At 60.4% G+C, this 15,081-nt stretch carries 15 protein-coding genes, 1 tRNA gene and 1 pseudogene; 4 read left to right on the top strand and 13 right to left on the bottom strand.

All coding sequences use genetic code 11. The features are described from left to right. Nucleotides 1-21 precede the first annotated feature (21 nt). From HXX25_RS14145 to purT, 5 genes and pseudogenes are all read right to left on the bottom strand, one after another. Nucleotides 22-432, bottom strand: a complete 411-nt coding sequence (locus HXX25_RS14145) for an acyl-CoA dehydrogenase family protein (RefSeq protein WP_304607844.1) — start codon at nucleotides 430-432, stop codon at nucleotides 22-24. A gap of 74 nt (nucleotides 433-506) precedes the next feature. Beyond that, on the bottom strand, nucleotides 507-1,802 hold the full coding sequence (locus HXX25_RS06015) for a lysozyme (protein WP_187167585.1): 1,296 nt from the start codon (nucleotides 1,800-1,802) through the stop codon (nucleotides 507-509). Between the two features lie 68 nt (nucleotides 1,803-1,870). Next, the gene (locus HXX25_RS06020) at nucleotides 1,871-2,872 is read right to left on the bottom strand and encodes a kelch repeat-containing protein (protein ID WP_187167586.1); all 1,002 of its coding nucleotides are present in this window, start codon (nucleotides 2,870-2,872) and stop codon (nucleotides 1,871-1,873) included. A 42-nt stretch (nucleotides 2,873-2,914) separates the two neighbouring features. Beyond that, complete coding sequence (mgtE, locus tag HXX25_RS06025; protein ID WP_187167587.1) at nucleotides 2,915-4,306, bottom strand: magnesium transporter; 1,392 nt, start codon at nucleotides 4,304-4,306, stop codon at nucleotides 2,915-2,917. A 60-nt stretch (nucleotides 4,307-4,366) separates the two neighbouring features. Beyond that, nucleotides 4,367-5,572 (bottom strand): annotated as a pseudogene (purT, locus tag HXX25_RS14260) (formate-dependent phosphoribosylglycinamide formyltransferase). Nucleotides 5,573-5,675: 103 nt separating this feature from the next. Here purT and HXX25_RS06035 point away from each other — a divergent pair. Further along, nucleotides 5,676-6,578 (top strand): hypothetical protein, encoded by a 903-nt coding sequence (locus HXX25_RS06035; protein WP_233346921.1) that lies wholly within the window; start codon nucleotides 5,676-5,678, stop codon nucleotides 6,576-6,578. Between the two features lie 15 nt (nucleotides 6,579-6,593). Here the strand turns inward: HXX25_RS06035 and HXX25_RS06040 are convergent. Both HXX25_RS06040 and HXX25_RS06045 read right to left on the bottom strand, forming a co-directional pair. Next, nucleotides 6,594-6,680, bottom strand: a tRNA-Leu gene (locus HXX25_RS06040). A gap of 65 nt (nucleotides 6,681-6,745) precedes the next feature. Then, nucleotides 6,746-6,997 carry a FliM/FliN family flagellar motor switch protein gene (locus HXX25_RS06045; RefSeq protein WP_187167589.1) on the bottom strand — a complete coding sequence of 84 codons (252 nt, stop codon included), beginning with the start codon at nucleotides 6,995-6,997 and terminating at the stop codon, nucleotides 6,746-6,748. A 90-nt stretch (nucleotides 6,998-7,087) separates the two neighbouring features. Between HXX25_RS06045 and lipB the strand changes: the two genes are divergently transcribed. Then, entirely contained in the window at nucleotides 7,088-7,768 is a 681-nt protein-coding gene (gene lipB, locus HXX25_RS06050; protein ID WP_187167590.1) for a lipoyl(octanoyl) transferase LipB, read from the top strand. Here the strand turns inward: lipB and HXX25_RS06055 are convergent. From HXX25_RS06055 to HXX25_RS06075, 5 genes are all read right to left on the bottom strand, one after another. Further along, nucleotides 7,765-8,313 carry a DUF805 domain-containing protein gene (locus HXX25_RS06055; RefSeq protein ID WP_187167591.1) on the bottom strand — a complete coding sequence of 183 codons (549 nt, stop codon included), beginning with the start codon at nucleotides 8,311-8,313 and terminating at the stop codon, nucleotides 7,765-7,767. The genes lipB and HXX25_RS06055 overlap by 4 nt on opposite strands. A gap of 23 nt (nucleotides 8,314-8,336) precedes the next feature. Beyond that, entirely contained in the window at nucleotides 8,337-8,819 is a 483-nt protein-coding gene (locus tag HXX25_RS06060; protein WP_187167592.1) for a DUF805 domain-containing protein, read from the bottom strand. 72 nt (nucleotides 8,820-8,891) lie between these two features. Then, entirely contained in the window at nucleotides 8,892-9,440 is a 549-nt protein-coding gene (locus HXX25_RS06065) for a hypothetical protein (protein ID WP_187167593.1), read from the bottom strand. Nucleotides 9,441-9,533: 93 nt separating this feature from the next. Next, on the bottom strand, nucleotides 9,534-11,558 hold the full coding sequence (locus HXX25_RS06070) for an acetyl/propionyl/methylcrotonyl-CoA carboxylase subunit alpha (RefSeq protein ID WP_187167594.1): 2,025 nt from the start codon (nucleotides 11,556-11,558) through the stop codon (nucleotides 9,534-9,536). Between the two features lie 79 nt (nucleotides 11,559-11,637). After that, nucleotides 11,638-12,093, bottom strand: coding sequence for an ion channel (locus HXX25_RS06075; protein WP_187167595.1), 456 nt, complete (start codon nucleotides 12,091-12,093; stop codon nucleotides 11,638-11,640). 70 nt (nucleotides 12,094-12,163) lie between these two features. On the opposite strand from HXX25_RS06075, the gene HXX25_RS06080 reads away from it, so the two are divergent. Then, a complete protein-coding gene (locus HXX25_RS06080) occupies nucleotides 12,164-13,021 on the top strand; it encodes a hypothetical protein (RefSeq protein ID WP_187167596.1) in 858 nt (285 codons plus the stop codon). Here the strand turns inward: HXX25_RS06080 and HXX25_RS06085 are convergent. Then, the gene (locus HXX25_RS06085; protein ID WP_187167597.1) at nucleotides 13,018-13,977 is read right to left on the bottom strand and encodes a YncE family protein; all 960 of its coding nucleotides are present in this window, start codon (nucleotides 13,975-13,977) and stop codon (nucleotides 13,018-13,020) included. The two genes, HXX25_RS06080 and HXX25_RS06085, sit on opposite strands and share 4 nt — an antisense overlap. A gap of 113 nt (nucleotides 13,978-14,090) precedes the next feature. Between HXX25_RS06085 and HXX25_RS06090 the strand changes: the two genes are divergently transcribed. Further along, on the top strand, nucleotides 14,091-14,972 hold the full coding sequence (locus tag HXX25_RS06090; RefSeq protein ID WP_187167598.1) for a fatty acid desaturase family protein: 882 nt from the start codon (nucleotides 14,091-14,093) through the stop codon (nucleotides 14,970-14,972). Nucleotides 14,973-15,081 lie beyond the last annotated feature (109 nt).

Genomic DNA, 15,081 nt, shown 5'->3' on the forward strand with positions numbered 1-15,081 from the left:
TGCGCTTCTCGGCGCGCAGCTTCATCCGACCACGTCCGATCCGGCACCCGGCTCCGACATGGCCAGCGCGCCGACATGTTCGCCGGACACCAGTTTGGGAAGATATTTTGCCTTTTGCGTTTCATTGGCCCAACGGCGCACCTGATTGACGCAAAGGTTGGAATGAGCCCCGTAAGACAGGCCTACAGATGCGGACGCGCGGGAGATTTCCTCCATCGCGATGCAGTGCTCGACATAGCCAAGGCCGCTGCCGCCCCATTCTTCCTCGACCGTGATGCCCAGAAGGCCCAGATCGCCCATCTTCTTCCACATGTCGGCGGGGAAGGTGTCCGTGGCATCGATCTCGGCGGCGCGCGGCGCCAGCTCGTCCGAAGCAAAGCTGCGGACGGTGTCGCGGATCATTTCGGCCGTGTCGCCAAGGTCGAATTTCATGGAAGGATATTGGTTCGGGATCATGGACGGGGATTTGGATCAAACCCCCGCGAAGGTCAAGCAAAGGTGGTGTGCTATTTTTTCCGTGAACCCAGCAACCAGATGCCGGCGCCGACGGCAAAAATGAAGCCGACCACAAGCGCAACAAGGCCTATGAACAGATTGGGCCGGGGCTCACCCGAGCCCAGTTGCGAGACCAGCTCCCAGACACCACCGGCCAGCAGGGCCAGACCGAGGAACAGCAGGATCATCTCTCCCAGATGACCGCCATTTTTGCCCGGCGCAGGGGCAGCGTCGCCATTGGACCAGCCATTCATGGCCGGGCTCGCCCGGCCCTCTTCGGCAAATTCTGCATCGATATCGGACGGGGCCAGCATGTCCTCGACTTCATCTTCCGAGCCGGTTTCGTCCGAAGCCTCTCCCGCTCCCGAGACTTCACCGGCAATGCCATCTGTAGACGCCGTGGCCACGCCAACAATGGGCGGCAGATCGCCCGCATCGGCTTCGGCAGGCGCTTCATCCTCATCATCAATCGCCACGGATTGCGTAAAGGCAAATCCAAGCACACCCGGCGGCACATCCGCCGCCTGTTCAGGCTCAGATACCGCCTCTTCGGGCTCGGCCGGCATTTCCTCGGCCGTTTGCGGCGCGGCATAGCCGCTTTCGCGCACCGGTCCGGACAATTGCGTGCGCATGCGCAAGATCACGCGCTCTGCCAGTTCTGACCGACCGGGCATCATCCGGACCGGCGCAGGCTCTGCGGGTTCAGCGGACGCGTCTTCGACGGATTGGTTTACCGGCTCGGCTTCGGGTTCTGCCGGGCTGGTGACTTCCGGTTCAACGACCGGCTCGGCCTCGGCATCCGCCAGCGGACTGACCTCGTCATCCTCATCGGACGGATGATCAAACTCGATCACCAGTTCGACCGGAGCCCGGCCGGAATCTGCGGGCATGTCCTTCAGGAAAAGTTCGCGTTCCGCCTCATGCCGCGCCACGCCGCCGCCATTCCAGGCTGCTATTGCCTCAGCGGCGTCCTGCCAGCGTTCTTTCCGGATCAGGCGAACCACAGCACTCCGCCGAAAAGCCGGCAGGCCGACACCCAGCGCAAACGAAACGAGTGCGTCACGCTGCGCCTCTCCCAGATCTCCCCCCAGAGATTCGTCAATCGCCTGCTCGGCTTGAAGCACATCATAAACCAGCAAAAGCTCGGCTTCGTCCTGCGTTACCGACGCGCCGGCCCTGGCGGCCGCGTGATGGCCATATCCGATGACCCAGCTGCCATCGCTCTGTTGATGAGCATTTGCAGCAAAGGCCTCGTGAGCCTTGATCAGTTCACGCGCAGCAGGCGTGGATTTCAAACGCGGCTTCATGAGTGTTCCATTCCGAGACGGTCCGCCAATGTTTCAGCGAACGCTCTGCAAATGCAGCGCCGAACGGATTAATTGTTTTCCGGCGTGAAGATATCTGTCGCGCCAATGGCCGTGAAGGGCGCAAAGAAACCGCCACCTGCACCGCCGCCCATGATCATCAATTCACCATTGATCGACACCATGGCCGCGTCCGTGCGTGGCGATTCCAGCGCCGGCTCTTCAACCCAGCTACCTGTCGCCATCTCCAGCCGGACATGGCTGGACAGCGTTGTGGAAAGGCTTTCGCTTCGGCCACCGGCAACGTGAATCGCGCCGTCGACAACGGCCGCAGCATGTCCCGCGCGCGGTTCGGGCAGAGCCGGGCCGATGGTCCAGCTTTCCGTCGCCGGATCGAAAATATCCACGCGCCCGGTGACAACGCCTTCATCCACCCCGCCGATAAAATAGATCCGGTCATTCAGGGCGACCGCAGCCGCACCCCGGCGTGTGATTTCGGACGGGGCCGCCAGAATGGCCCAGCTCCGCGCCTCGGGGTCAAAGACAAACACGCCATCCGTGCCGTCCTCGCCACCGATGGCATAGAGCAGACCATTCAGCGCGATGAGCTGGAAAGACGCCTTGGGCCCCGGCATGCTCGTCTCGCGTTGCCAGATGCCCTCAAGGGGATTCAGCGACCACATATCCGCGCTCGGGCGCAGAGGTTCGAACTCGGGCCGGCGAAATTCGCCGAAAGCCCCCGTGTCATTCACCGCCCGGTCCGATGCCGCATATCCGCCCGCAGCATAGAGGCGGCCATTCACGGCCGCAAAACCGAACCGCTCCAGACCGCGCGGCAAGGCAGTGTCATCAACCCATTGCATCGTCGACGGATCATAGACTTCAACCGTACTGTTCGGCTCGGTCAGGCCGGAGCCGCCGGCAGCATAAACGCGGCCATTCATTTCAACCGCGGCCAGACCGGCACGCGCATCCGGCAATTCCGGGGCACGGCGCCAATATCCATCCGCAAGGGCGGACCCCGCTGTCACAAGGCTCAGGGAAAGCACAGCCAGAACACGCAAAGCACTCATTTCAATATCGCTCCTTCCCCCGCAACACTCATTGAACCCGATTTACAGCAGGATGATGGCAGCCAATCCGAGAAACGCAAAGAAGCCGATCACATCCGTTACAGTTGTGACAAAAACAGACGAGGCCACAGCCGGGTCAGCGCCAAACCGGCGCAGCACCAGAGGCACGCCAATTCCGGCGAGACCGGCAAAGGCCAGATTGATCACCATCGCCATCGCAATCACACCTGCCAGCGGCACATTCTGGAACCAGATGGCGGCGACCAGCCCCATGACAATGGCGAAGATCACGCCGTTGACGATACCGGTGAGCAGCTCGCGGATGATCACACGGCGGGCATTCGCCGAGGTCAGGTCACGCGAGGCAATGGCGCGCACCGCCACGGCCAGAGACTGCGTACCGGCATTGCCGCCCATGGACGCCACAATCGGCATGAGAACAGCCAGCGCCACGATGGTCGCCAGAGCATCCTCGAACAGGGCGATCACGCCCGACGCCAGAATCGCGGTGGCCAGATTGACCAGCAGCCATGGCGCACGCGAGCGCACCGAATCGAACACGCTGTCCGACAGGCCGGCATCATTAACGCCCGCCAGTGCCAGCATGTCTTCCTTGTTCTCTTCCTGGATGACATCGACCATGTCGTCGATCGTCAGCATGCCGGTCAAACGACCGTCCTCATCGACCACAGGTGCGGAGAAGAGGTGATATTTCTCGAACAGATACGCCGCCTCTTCCTGATCGACATCCGGCGCGATGCGGATCCGCAGCTCGTCCATCAGCTCCGTCAGCTTCTTTTCACGCGGCGACCGCATGATCTGACTGACCGGCACAGCGCCCATCGGATGGAAGGCGGCATCAACGATATAGACGTCGAAGAATATGTCCGGCAGGTCTTCACCGGCCGCACGCATATGGTCGATGGCATCGCCCACCGACCAGAATTCCGGCGCCGCGACGAAGTCGCGCTGCATGAGGCGGCCGGCGGTCTCTTCCTCGTGCTCGAAATGGGATTCGAGCATCGTCCGGTCTTCGTCCGAAACTTCCAGAAGGACCCGCTCGCGAACGTCATCGTCCAGCTCTTCGAGAACATGGGCGGCGTCATCGGAATCCAGATCCTTGATCGCATCCGCAATCTGTCCGGGCTCCAGCAGCCCGGTGACATCGTCGCGCAAATCCCATTGCAGTTCGGACAGCAACTCACCGGTGAAGGCATCCGGCGCCAGCCGGGCCGCATGACGCACCTGATCCGCCGACAACTGTTCGAGAACGTCAGCGGCATCAGCCGGGTGCAATTCGGACAATATATCGCGAATGGCCCCGCCATCGCGGTCGCCAATGGCAGCCGCCAGCCGGGCAACAACGGCGATATCGGTATCGGCCGCGTTCTGGGCTTCGTCTTCCGCCTCGATTTCTGGTGCTAGCTCACTCATAACGGCCCCGACAGACTGGTCCGCACAGCATAGACACTGACAGGGCGGAAGCCACCCGTATTAGCCGGTAAATTCAGACACTTTTATGGCGGACGCACACGCCTTCGCGCGATTGCGCGCCTCTTCGACATCTGCGCCATAGGCAATCGCCACGCCCATACGACGTTTTTCGTATGACACCGGCTTGCCGAACAGGCGCAGCTGGCTGCCGGGCACCTTCAGAGCATCATCGACGCCTGCAAACGTCACCCCCTCGGCATCGACACCGCCATAGATGACCGAGCTGGCACCGGGGCGCAGCAGACTGGCATCGACCGGCAGGCCGAGGATGGCGCGCGCATGAAGCGCGAACTCGCTCTGATCCTGCGTGGACAGCGTCACCAGCCCGGTGTCATGCGGACGCGGGCTGACTTCGGAAAACCAGACCTCATCGCCCTTGATGAACAGCTCGACGCCGAACACGCCGCGCCCGCCCAGCGCATCGGTGACCTTGCGCGCCATGTCCTGCGACGTTGCGAGCGCCGCATCGCTCATCTTCTGGGGCTGCCAGCTTTCGATATAGTCGCCGCTTTCCTGACGATGGCCGATCGGCGCACAGAAGTCGGTGACGACCTTCCCGTTCTCCATAGACCGGACGGTCAGCAGGGTGATTTCATAGTCAAAATCCACCGCGCCTTCGACAATCACGCGGTATCGACCCGCCCGCCGGCGACTGGGCATATCCCAGGCATTGGCGGCGATCCTCGATTGGCCTCGACTTCATCGAAACTGGCCCTTGCCCGAGGACGACATGACCGGTTTTACAAACACCGGATAGCCGATGCGGGCGGCTTCGCGTGCGAGGGTTTCGCCATCACTGGCAAAAGCGAACGGGCTGGTTTGCAGACCCAATTCATCTGCGGCGAGGCAGCGAATGCCTTCGCGGTCCATGGTCAGCCGCGTGGCGCGCGCGGTCGGGATGACCGTTGCCAACCCCTCTGCCTCGATCCGGGCCAGCTCATCGGTCGCAATAGCCTCGATCTCCGGCACGATCAGGTGAGGTTGCTCCTGTTCTATGATTGCGCGGATGGCCGCTGCATCCGTCATGTCGACGACATGGCTGCGATGCGCCACCTGCATGCCCGGCGCGTTCGCATAGCGGTCACAGGCGATCACTTCGACGCCCAGCCTCTGGAGCTCGATCACGACCTCCTTGCCCAATTCACCCGCGCCCAGAAACATTACGCGCGTCGCAGAAGCGGAAAGCGGGGTGCCGAGTGTGGTCATGACAATGTTTCCATTCAGCCCTGATGACGCATAACGCCGCCGGGATTGTCTTATCTACAAATCCCGCCACTATCTCCGGATGAGTCCCATCTGGTTCGAGATAATGGCGCTATTCATTCCGATCAGCGTAATCGCATTGGCGCTTCGTTTTCTCGCACGTCAAAATCTGAAAATCCATTCGCCCATCGGCATCGGGACCATACTTTCCACAACTCTGTCCATGCTGGGCAAACGGTGGTGGTTACTGGTCGCCGGTATTCCGGCTCTGGCGGGGCTTCAGATCGGATATATCCTGTTGCGGCAGCAGATTTACGCGAATGGGTATTCTGCGGTGGACGAGTGGCAGCACTGGGCCCTCAATGCCATGTTCTGGCTGCCACCGGCTCTATGGGTGGTCCTGGCATTTTTCTGGTTGCGATCTCTGGCCATTGCGCCCGGCCGATCCCGCCTGATGGGCTTTCTCAACGTCTTCTGGCGCATGGCGGCCATTGTCGCGATATGCGGAATAGCGATGGGTCTGGCCCTCTTCGGAGCGCTGGAATTGCTGCGTGGGCTGTCCTACGAATTTTTTCTGCGGGTTCCGCAAGAAACATTGGGCCGGGCAACCATGGCTTTGCAGTACTCGATTGTGCTGACGATCATAGCGCCATTTTTTCTGTCGCTTCCCGCCGCCAATGAGGCTGACCCCAATGCCGAGCTCAGGGAAAAGCGCCCCGTGACCTATCGCGGACTATTGCTGCCGGGGCTTCTGGCGGGAATTCTTGTCTTCATGCTAGCCGATATGGTGCTGCAGCAGACGGTCTTTGGGTCGAACGGGGCTCTGTCTTATGCCACAACGGCGCAAAGGCCACAGGATCTCGGCCTGATGAGGGAAATTGCCGGCCGGGGGATTCTGTCCAGCATCTACGCATCCTGCGCGATTGCCTGGACGTGCACTTATGCCACCGCCGTCTATCAGGCATTGGTTGATCAACGCGCCAGGGTCGATCCGAAAGTCTTTTCCTGAAACCTCCTCCAGGGATGGTGCGGCCGAGAAGACTCGAACTTCCACGGGTTTTACCCCACAGCGACCTCAACGCTGCGCGTCTACCAGTTCCGCCACGGCCGCATCCCCAGAAGGCGCGCGGGATAGCAGGCCCCGATCGAATTGTGAAGCGTCATTATGCGCAAATATCAGGCGGCTACCGGCTGGAAGTCATTTGCATCGGCCGGACCCAGGATTTGCACCGTCACCCGGTCGCCCTGGATGATGATTTCGCCGCGCGCAATCGGGTGGCCATTCGCCAGAATCCACACCGGTTCGTCCTCGTCACAGTCCATGGGAATCACGGCGCCGCGACCCATGCGCAGAAATTGCGCAATCGGCATCGCCGATTGCCCGAGGACAACCGATATTTCGACTTTGACGGACCCCAACTGACTCAAGGCGTTACTCCTGTTCGCGCTTGAAATATTCAAGCTGCGTCGCGATGTTGAGTCATGCGCCTTTCCGGCGGGTTAAGGAAAACCGGATCAATGAGTGAAAATCACACAGAATGGGCAGTTTCCACAGGCTATGTGCCCTATCCGGAGGCCGTCGCCTTCATGGAAGCCCGCGCCGCGGCCATCGCCGCCGGTGACGCGCCCGAACTGGTGTGGATGCTGGAACATCCGCCTCTCTATACTGGGGGCACCAGCGCCAAGATCGAGGATCTGAAAGATCCGGACAAATTCCCCGTTTTCGAGACCGGACGCGGCGGGGAATATACCTATCACGGGCCAGGACAGCGCGTCGGCTATGTCATGCTCGACCTGACAAGGCGCGGTCGCGATGCGCGCAAATTCGTTCAGGGGCTGGAAGACTGGATCATCGGCACGCTGGCCCAATTTGATGTCGAGGCGGACCGGCGGTGTGGCCGCGTCGGGGTCTGGGTCCATCGCCCGGACAAGGGCGTAGGCCATGAAGACAAGATCGCCGCCATCGGCGTGCGCTTGCGCCGCTGGGTGTCCTTCCACGGCATCGCGTTCAACGTCGCGCCCGATCTCTCGCATTTCGACGGGATCACGCCCTGCGGCATCGCCGATCCGCGCTATGGCGTCACCAGTCTCGCCGACCTCGGGATAGAAAAAAGCCTCGCCGAAACCGACGAGGCTTTCAGGAAATCATTCGAGACCGTCTTTGGTCCCGTCAGACGCGTTAACGCGCCTGAATTTTAGTTTCTGGTCGTCTCCTCATTTGCCGGCGGCTGAACCGTAGGCTCCGGAGAAGGAGCCGGCTGGGTCGGCGCAGGAGCTGGCGACGGCGCGCGAGCCGGTGGAGGCCCAAACCGGTTCTCTCCGGCATCACCGGCCGAAACGCCAACCCAGATCGTGTAAATAATCCAGATCAGAAACCCGAGACCGCCGACCAGAAAAAGACTGCCTGAAGCGCCCAGAATAGCCGCGACATTCGCCTCGTCACTTCCGCCGCCATTGGCCATGGCCGCCATGATCGCCCCGCCCGCCAGCGCGAAGCCGACGATACCGAGCAAGATTTGGACGGCCCACACCCCGCCATGTATCCAGGCCGTTTTACCCGCGTCATGAAGCCGTTTGCCGTAAACACAGACGCCGACATAGATCAGAAAAAGACTGATCAGGAAGCCGAGAAAAGGAATGAATGTGGCAACGATATTGGACGCGATCAGAATGAGAATTCCGATCCAGTATTCCTGTTGCCCGATGCGCCCGTTCGGGCTGAACAATACGTGAGACAAATTCATCTGCCAAAGTCCTCGTATTCTGGTTAGCTCAAGGGATTCATGGAGGTCGCATCAACCGGCGGCTCTCCATAGGCATTTGGCGCCGGATCACCCTTGACGAACTGATTCACAATGAACGCTGCGCCGAATTGAACGATGGCGGCGGAAATAATTCCCATAATCACCATGCCGAGAGTTGCGCCCCCTACACCGCCGGTTGTTACGGCAGAAGAGATAAACATCGTCGCGATCAATCCGCCAATAACAATATTGGCAACGATCATCCCGCCCAAAACCGCGAGGGTCCAGACGGCTGGCTTCCCTCCATCGTGAAAGCGTTTCGCGTAAATACAAAACATCGGATACAGGAGCACTATCGCCAGAAGTCCGATGAAAGAAATGACCATCGAAAGAATTTGGAGGATGAAATTGACTGCGAAAATCACGACTGTCCCCTGCATGAGGGACATGGGCCCGATGCGACCTTCGAAGGTCAGTAAAAGATTCTGTAATTTGGCGGTATCCATAGGATTGGCCTCCCCAGCCGGCTACTAAAGGCCCTACCCTGCGAGGGGAGACCTCGCCTTGTCAATCGCTTATCAGGCGTTTTCGGCTTCGTCCTCGGACTTCATCGACATAAACCATAACCCGAACAGGAATGTCGTGCCCCAAAAGGCCGCAAATCCAGCCCAGGCGGCAGGTTGAACCATACCGAGCGCCATTTCGGGGCGCTCCTCTATCCAGGCCTGAAACTCCGCCTGAAACGCCGGATCCTGCGCGACCGTTTGCAAATCCCGGCCGACGGATTCGGCGTATTCGCCCATCATGCCGAACGACGCGACCGCCACCATGATGCCGGCTCCGATCAGGCTGATAACGGCGGCGAGAATGACCGGCAGCAAAAACAGCATCACGCCCTCACCGGCATCCCGGCGGCGATTGATGAAGAGAAAAGAAACAAAAACCAGCATCAAAACGGACAGACCCAAGGAGATTCTTCCGAAACCCTCTCCGCCGCCGTCAGCGCCGATCAACGACAATCCATACCAGGTTTTCGCACCGTCCAGCACGGCCAGAATGATCAGCCCGATCAGAAACGCCATCGGCGCTGCGCGCTGGGTCGGTGTTACAATTGCGAGTGGATTCATGATCTCTATCCCTGTCTAGTCTGTTAAATCCCGGCATTCAGCTAGCCGCCAATCAAAGGCGTTGCTAGCGGGACGCTTGTTTCAGCGGTCCCGCTATTCAAATTCGACCAGCAATTCATCGGCCGACACCGACTGGCCTGCCTCAACCTCGATGGACTTGATGATTCCGTCCATTTCGGCGCGGATGACATTTTCCATTTTCATGGCCTCGACCACCAGAAGCGGTTCGCCCACCTTCACATCCTGCCCCACTTCCGCTTCCAGTTTCACCACAAGCCCGGGCATCGGGCTGGTGATCTGCTTGGCTGAGGCGCCGACATCCTTGATTGGAAGCAGGGCGTGCAGATCCGCCGAGCGGTGCGTGGCCACGATAGCGGTCGTTGAATACCCGCGGTGGCGCAAGCGTAGGCCTTCCGTCAGATTCTTGAACTCGACGGCGAAATGCTCGCCATCAAGCGTGCCGTCAAAGACATGCTCGCCCGGCAACCACGCGCTTTCAAACTCGATCGGCTTGCCGCCCAGCTCGGGCAGCCAGACCTTGGCCGGTGTGCCGCCGCCAATCGCCTCGTCCGGCAGATCGATCTCGACCAGAATCCGCTCGCCATCGACCAGCACTTCCCACTCCTCGGCATGGATGCGCGGCGGCGGTGTCATCCGGCCCGACGTCCGGGCGGCGCGGCGCGCATAGACAGTGTGGATGAAGGCGGCCGTTCCGGCGATCATCCGCGTTTGCAGCTCGGAGGGCTCTGTCCCGGCAAAACCGTCCGGGAATTTCTGGGCGATATAGCCGGTATGGATATCACCGGCGCGGAAATCCTCTTCCTCGAGGCAAGCGGCCAGGAAGGGCGCATTCGATTGCAGGCCTTCCACATGATAGCGATCAAGGCCTTCCAGCAAGGTATCGATCGCGATCTCGCGGGTTTTTCCGTGGGCCACGACCTTAGCAATCATCGGATCATAGAAGAGCGAGATTTCATCGCCCTCGCGCACACCCGAATCGATGCGCAGCGTGCCCTCGCCCAGCGCGCCTTCGGCCGGTTCGGAATAGCGTTTCAGGCGGCCAATGGACGGCAGGAAGCCGCGATAGGGATCTTCGGCATAGAGCCGCGCTTCAACGGCCCAGCCATTGATCTTGACGTCCTTCTGGCGCAGCTGGAGTTTTTCACCCGCCGCAACGCGGATCATCTGCTCGACCAGGTCGATCCCGTGGGTCATCTCGGTAACCGGGTGCTCCACCTGCAGGCGGGTATTCATCTCGAGAAAATAGAAATTCCGGTCTTCATCGACGATGAACTCCACCGTCCCGGCACTGTCATAATTGACCGCTTTCGACAGCGCGATGGCCTGCGCGCCCATGGCTTCGCGCGTGGCCTTGTCGAGGAAGGGCGATGGTGCCTCCTCCAGAACTTTCTGATTGCGGCGCTGTACCGAACATTCGCGCTCGTCCAGATGGATCACATTGCCATGACGATCGCCCAGTACCTGGATCTCGATATGGCGCGGGCGCTCGATGAATTTCTCGATGAAAATCCGCTCATCCCCGAAAGAGGACTTCGCCTCATTGCGGGCGGACTGGAAGCCTTCGCGCGCTTCGCTGTCGGAATAGGCAATGCGCATACCCTTGCCACCACCGCCCGCTGACGCCTTGATCATCACCGGATAGCCGATTTCCGCTGAAATCCGCGCGGCCTCTTCGGCGTCCTCGATCAGGCCCATATGCCCGGGCACGGTGCTGACATCGGCCTCGGCGGCGAATTTCTTGGACGTGATCTTGTCGCCCATCGCCTCGATGGCGTGCACATTCGGGCCGATCCACTCAATCCCGGCCTCTTTCAGCGCAATGGCGAATTTGGGATTCTCGGACAGAAAGCCGAAACCGGGATGGACCGCATCCGCGCCGGTCTGACGGGCGACCTCGATGATCTTGTCGATCAACAAATAGCTTTCGCCGGGCGCAGAGGGGCCAATGAAAACAGCCTCATCGGCCATGTCCACCGCTTTCGAACCCGCATCAGCTTCGGAATAGACGGCGACCGTCCGGATCCCCATACGCCGACAGGTCTTGATAACGCGCACAGCAATTTCGCCGCGATTGGCGATCAGAATTTTCTCGAACATGAAAGCCCTTTTTTGTCGCCCCGGATGAAGTGTTTGGAACGGTTTACCGTGCTTGTCGCGCAAGGGGCAAGTGAGGAGGCTAGTCCGGGCTGTTTCGTAACCGGTCCAGCCAGTCCATTTCCATGGTCCGGATCCGGCTGATGACCGACACCATAAAGGCCGTGGACCAGCCGATCAAAAGGAAACCATTAAAGCTTTCCAGCGCGCCCAGAATCCGCCAGCGGCCCTCGATCACCAATTCTCCGAACCCGACGGTCGTGAAGGTGGAGATGGAAAAATAGAGTGCCTCTTCCATGTCGTTGAAAACGCCCAGAACCAAATAGAGCGCCGCATAGAGCCACATCTCCAGACCGTGTATCGCCACCAGGCCCAGAACCGTCAGGATAATGAATCCCGCCTGCCCCAGACGCGAATGAAAGGGCCGCAAGCGTGGTGACCGCGCCTGCAGAAACGCCATCAGGCCGAGCAGGCCCACCATATGGATCACCACGGTCAGCGTGATCATGGCGGCGGAGACGATGAGAGACGACAACATGGATCGCAGCTTACCCCGCTTCCCATTATGACCGATAGCGATAAGTTGACGCGCCAGTCAGGGAAGATCAATGAGCCATCCGATTCACAAATACTCCGCCCTCGCCCGCCCCGTTGAACCGCAATACCCCACCAATCTGGCGGTCATCATTCTTTTGCCGCTTGTCGCCATCGGTCTGTTTGCGTGGCTGGCGTTTGACGGCTCGGGCATGGGCGAGGCTGGCAAGGCCGGACTATTCGGTGCGCTCGCGGCCTTCCTCGCCTGGGCGCTCGGCCGCGAAATGGACCCGGATCACAATGCCACCGCCTTCATTGCCATGGCGCTGACGGTCTTGCTCGCAGGCCTTGGTTACGGGTTTGACCTTCTGACCCTGGGCGCGCTGATGTTCGCCGTACGGCTGGTGAACCGGACCGTCGGGCCGCAAGCCAAAGTCGGCGATCTCATCACGCTGGTCCTGTTGAATCTCGGCGCGGTATTTGTCGAGGGCGCCTGGTGGATGCCCTTCCTCTCCGTCATTGCGCTGGCCGTTGACGAGTTTTTCGAGCGCAGCAATCTGACCCAGAGACTGGCCATTCCGGCGCTTCTGGTGATGGGCTTGTCGGCCTTCTTAGTCGGCGATGGCGTTGATTTCTCGGTGATGGAATCGCTGGTTCGCGGCTGGATCGTGACCGTTGTGGTCGTCGCCCTCATGGTCGGCGGCACGATTTTCAATACCGAAGAAATCCTGGCGCCCATGGACGTGCTGGGAAGCCCGTGCAATTGCCGCCGGGTTCAGGCCGGCATGGCGCTGATCCTTCTGGCTGCGATTTGCAGCCTGCTGGGCGGACAGGAAAGCCTTGCCGCCAATCTTGCCATCCTTGCCGTGCTCGCGGCCAGCCTTGTCGGCCGGAATATCGAGCTCGGCAAGGGCGACAAAGAGGCCGCCTAGCGCACCGCCCAGGCCAGACCGTCCGGCTCGTCGCCGGTCGGGATCTGGTCAATCACCTCGCGCGACGCCGTATCGATCACGGTGACGAAATCGTCCTGCGTGTTGGCGATAAACACGCGTTCGCCATCTGGCGACATCAGCAGGCCGATCGGGACCGCGCCGACATCAATCGTCGCCAGCAATTCGCGGCTTTCAGCGTGGAAGACGGCAACCTGATTGGACGTGCCGTTCGAAACCCAGACCTCCCCGCCATCGGGCGTGAATTTCGCCCGGATCGGAAGGGTTCCGCCCGAGGAAAAACTCTCCAGAACCGTGTCCGTGGCCACATCAATCACCGAAATGGTATTCGCCGCCCGGTTGGTCACCCAGACCTCCCTGCCGTCCGGAGAAACATCAATGCCCTCCGCTCCGGCGCCGGTCGGTATGGTCCTCACCTCACCGGAATTGCGATCAATAACCGTCACTGATCCCGAGCCGATATTGGCAATGTAGAGCTTTGAGCCGTCCGGCGTCGGCACCAGCTGGTGCGAGACGCGTTGCCCCGTTTCCCAGACATTCGTCAGCTCGCCAGTCTCGGTCGACAATTCGACCACCGTGCCGCTGGTCTCCGTCGTGGCCCAGACAAGGGCGCCGTCAGGCGAGACCCAGATGCCGTGCGGACCGCGATTGCCGCCCAGATCCCAGACATCGGTCCGCATCGCGGTGTCGAGATCCACAACAGAGATGGTCGTGCCTTGAGCGCCGCCATAATCCGACACATAGGCCGTTCGGCCATCCGGAGAGACATAGACTTCATGCGGATTGGCCCCGACGCTGACCTGTCCGTCCGGCTCATAACTGGCCGCATCAAGAATGGAGATGGTGTCTTCGCCCTTGTTGACGACGACGATCTGGTCAGCCGCCATTGCGCCGGTGGCGGAAAGAATGGCGGCAAGTCCGGCATAGGTCAGTTTCATTTCAATACTCCCCGTGAATCATCTTCGTTCGAAATGTTGATCGGCGGGCTGATTTGCAAGAGGCACCGGGATCACGGCTTTGCGATCCCGCTGTAGCGGTGTAATTTGGTCACATGAACACCATGACCCTCTCCGACGCCCTCACCCGCGACGAATTGCGGGACATGTCCCGTGCCTCCGACTGGCGCGGCGCGCTGATGCTGGCCGGCGATTTCGCACTGGTGGCCGTCGCCTTTGCGCTGGCCATCTGGTCGCCCTGGCTGGCGCCGGTCTCGATCGCTCTTCTGGCCGGGCGGCAACTGGCGTTCGCCATTGTCATGCATGATTGCGCGCATCGTTCGCTGTTCCGGACCAAATGGCTGAACGAATTCGCTGGCAAGTGGATTGGGGGCGCGGCGATTGATGCGCCCTTCCTCGCCTATCGCGATTATCACATGAAGCACCACAAATATGCCGGCACGCCGGACGATCCCGATCATGTCCTGGTCGAGGGCTATCCCGTCACCAAAGACAGCCTGCGCCGGAAATTCATTCGCGATTTTACCGGCCAGACCTTTGTGAAAGAGCTCGCCTTCTCCTGGAAAGACGCGACCTTTGCCGGCAAATTGCCCTTCCTCGTATTCCAGGCAGTGATGATCGGCGCGCTCGCTCTGGCCGGAGCCGTCTGGGCGATTGCGCTGTGGTGGGCGGCGCGGATTTTCGTCTTCCCGGCCATCCTGCGCCTGCGCAATATCGGCGAGCATGGCGTCGCCCTGGACCGCTATGATCCGGAGCCGCGCCGCAACACCCACACGACGAAGGCGAACTGGCTGGAGCGGGTCCTCGTGGCCCCCAACCACGTCCATTATCACCTCGAACACCACATGTTCGCCGCCGTCCCTCCCTATCACCTGCCGCGCCTGCACCGCACACTGGCCAACCGCGGCTATTTCGAAGGGTTTGATTGCATCAGCCCGGGCTATGGCACAGTGATCCGCAAGGCGGTGCGAAGATAATTATCTGAACCACCACACTCCGGGGGCCTTCGGGCTTGCCTGTCCTCGACCCTGATCGGGGAAGCAGGAGGTCCATCTTTTCACAATCGATGGATGCCCGGATCAAGTC

Source organism: Hyphobacterium sp. CCMP332 (assembly GCF_014323565.1).
Taxonomy (GTDB): domain Bacteria; phylum Pseudomonadota; class Alphaproteobacteria; order Caulobacterales; family Maricaulaceae; genus Hyphobacterium.

Bases quoted from the DNA above. Each gene is read 5' to 3' on its own strand.
- HXX25_RS14145 (WP_304607844.1), bottom strand. From the start codon at position 432: ATGAAATTCGACCTTGGCGACACGGCCGAAATGATCCGCGACACCGTC.
- HXX25_RS06015 (WP_187167585.1), bottom strand. From the start codon at position 1,802: ATGAAGCCGCGTTTGAAATCCACGCCTGCTGCGCGTGAACTGATCAAG.
- HXX25_RS06020 (WP_187167586.1), bottom strand. From the start codon at position 2,872: ATGAGTGCTTTGCGTGTTCTGGCTGTGCTTTCCCTGAGCCTTGTGACA.
- mgtE (WP_187167587.1), bottom strand. From the start codon at position 4,306: ATGAGTGAGCTAGCACCAGAAATCGAGGCGGAAGACGAAGCCCAGAAC.
- HXX25_RS06035 (WP_233346921.1), top strand. From the start codon at position 5,676: ATGGCGCTATTCATTCCGATCAGCGTAATCGCATTGGCGCTTCGTTTT.
- lipB (WP_187167590.1), top strand. From the start codon at position 7,088: ATGAGTGAAAATCACACAGAATGGGCAGTTTCCACAGGCTATGTGCCC.
- HXX25_RS06055 (WP_187167591.1), bottom strand. From the start codon at position 8,313: ATGAATTTGTCTCACGTATTGTTCAGCCCGAACGGGCGCATCGGGCAA.
- HXX25_RS06060 (WP_187167592.1), bottom strand. From the start codon at position 8,819: ATGGATACCGCCAAATTACAGAATCTTTTACTGACCTTCGAAGGTCGC.
- HXX25_RS06065 (WP_187167593.1), bottom strand. From the start codon at position 9,440: ATGAATCCACTCGCAATTGTAACACCGACCCAGCGCGCAGCGCCGATG.
- HXX25_RS06070 (WP_187167594.1), bottom strand. From the start codon at position 11,558: ATGTTCGAGAAAATTCTGATCGCCAATCGCGGCGAAATTGCTGTGCGC.
- HXX25_RS06075 (WP_187167595.1), bottom strand. From the start codon at position 12,093: ATGTTGTCGTCTCTCATCGTCTCCGCCGCCATGATCACGCTGACCGTG.
- HXX25_RS06080 (WP_187167596.1), top strand. From the start codon at position 12,164: ATGAGCCATCCGATTCACAAATACTCCGCCCTCGCCCGCCCCGTTGAA.
- HXX25_RS06085 (WP_187167597.1), bottom strand. From the start codon at position 13,977: ATGAAACTGACCTATGCCGGACTTGCCGCCATTCTTTCCGCCACCGGC.
- HXX25_RS06090 (WP_187167598.1), top strand. From the start codon at position 14,091: ATGAACACCATGACCCTCTCCGACGCCCTCACCCGCGACGAATTGCGG.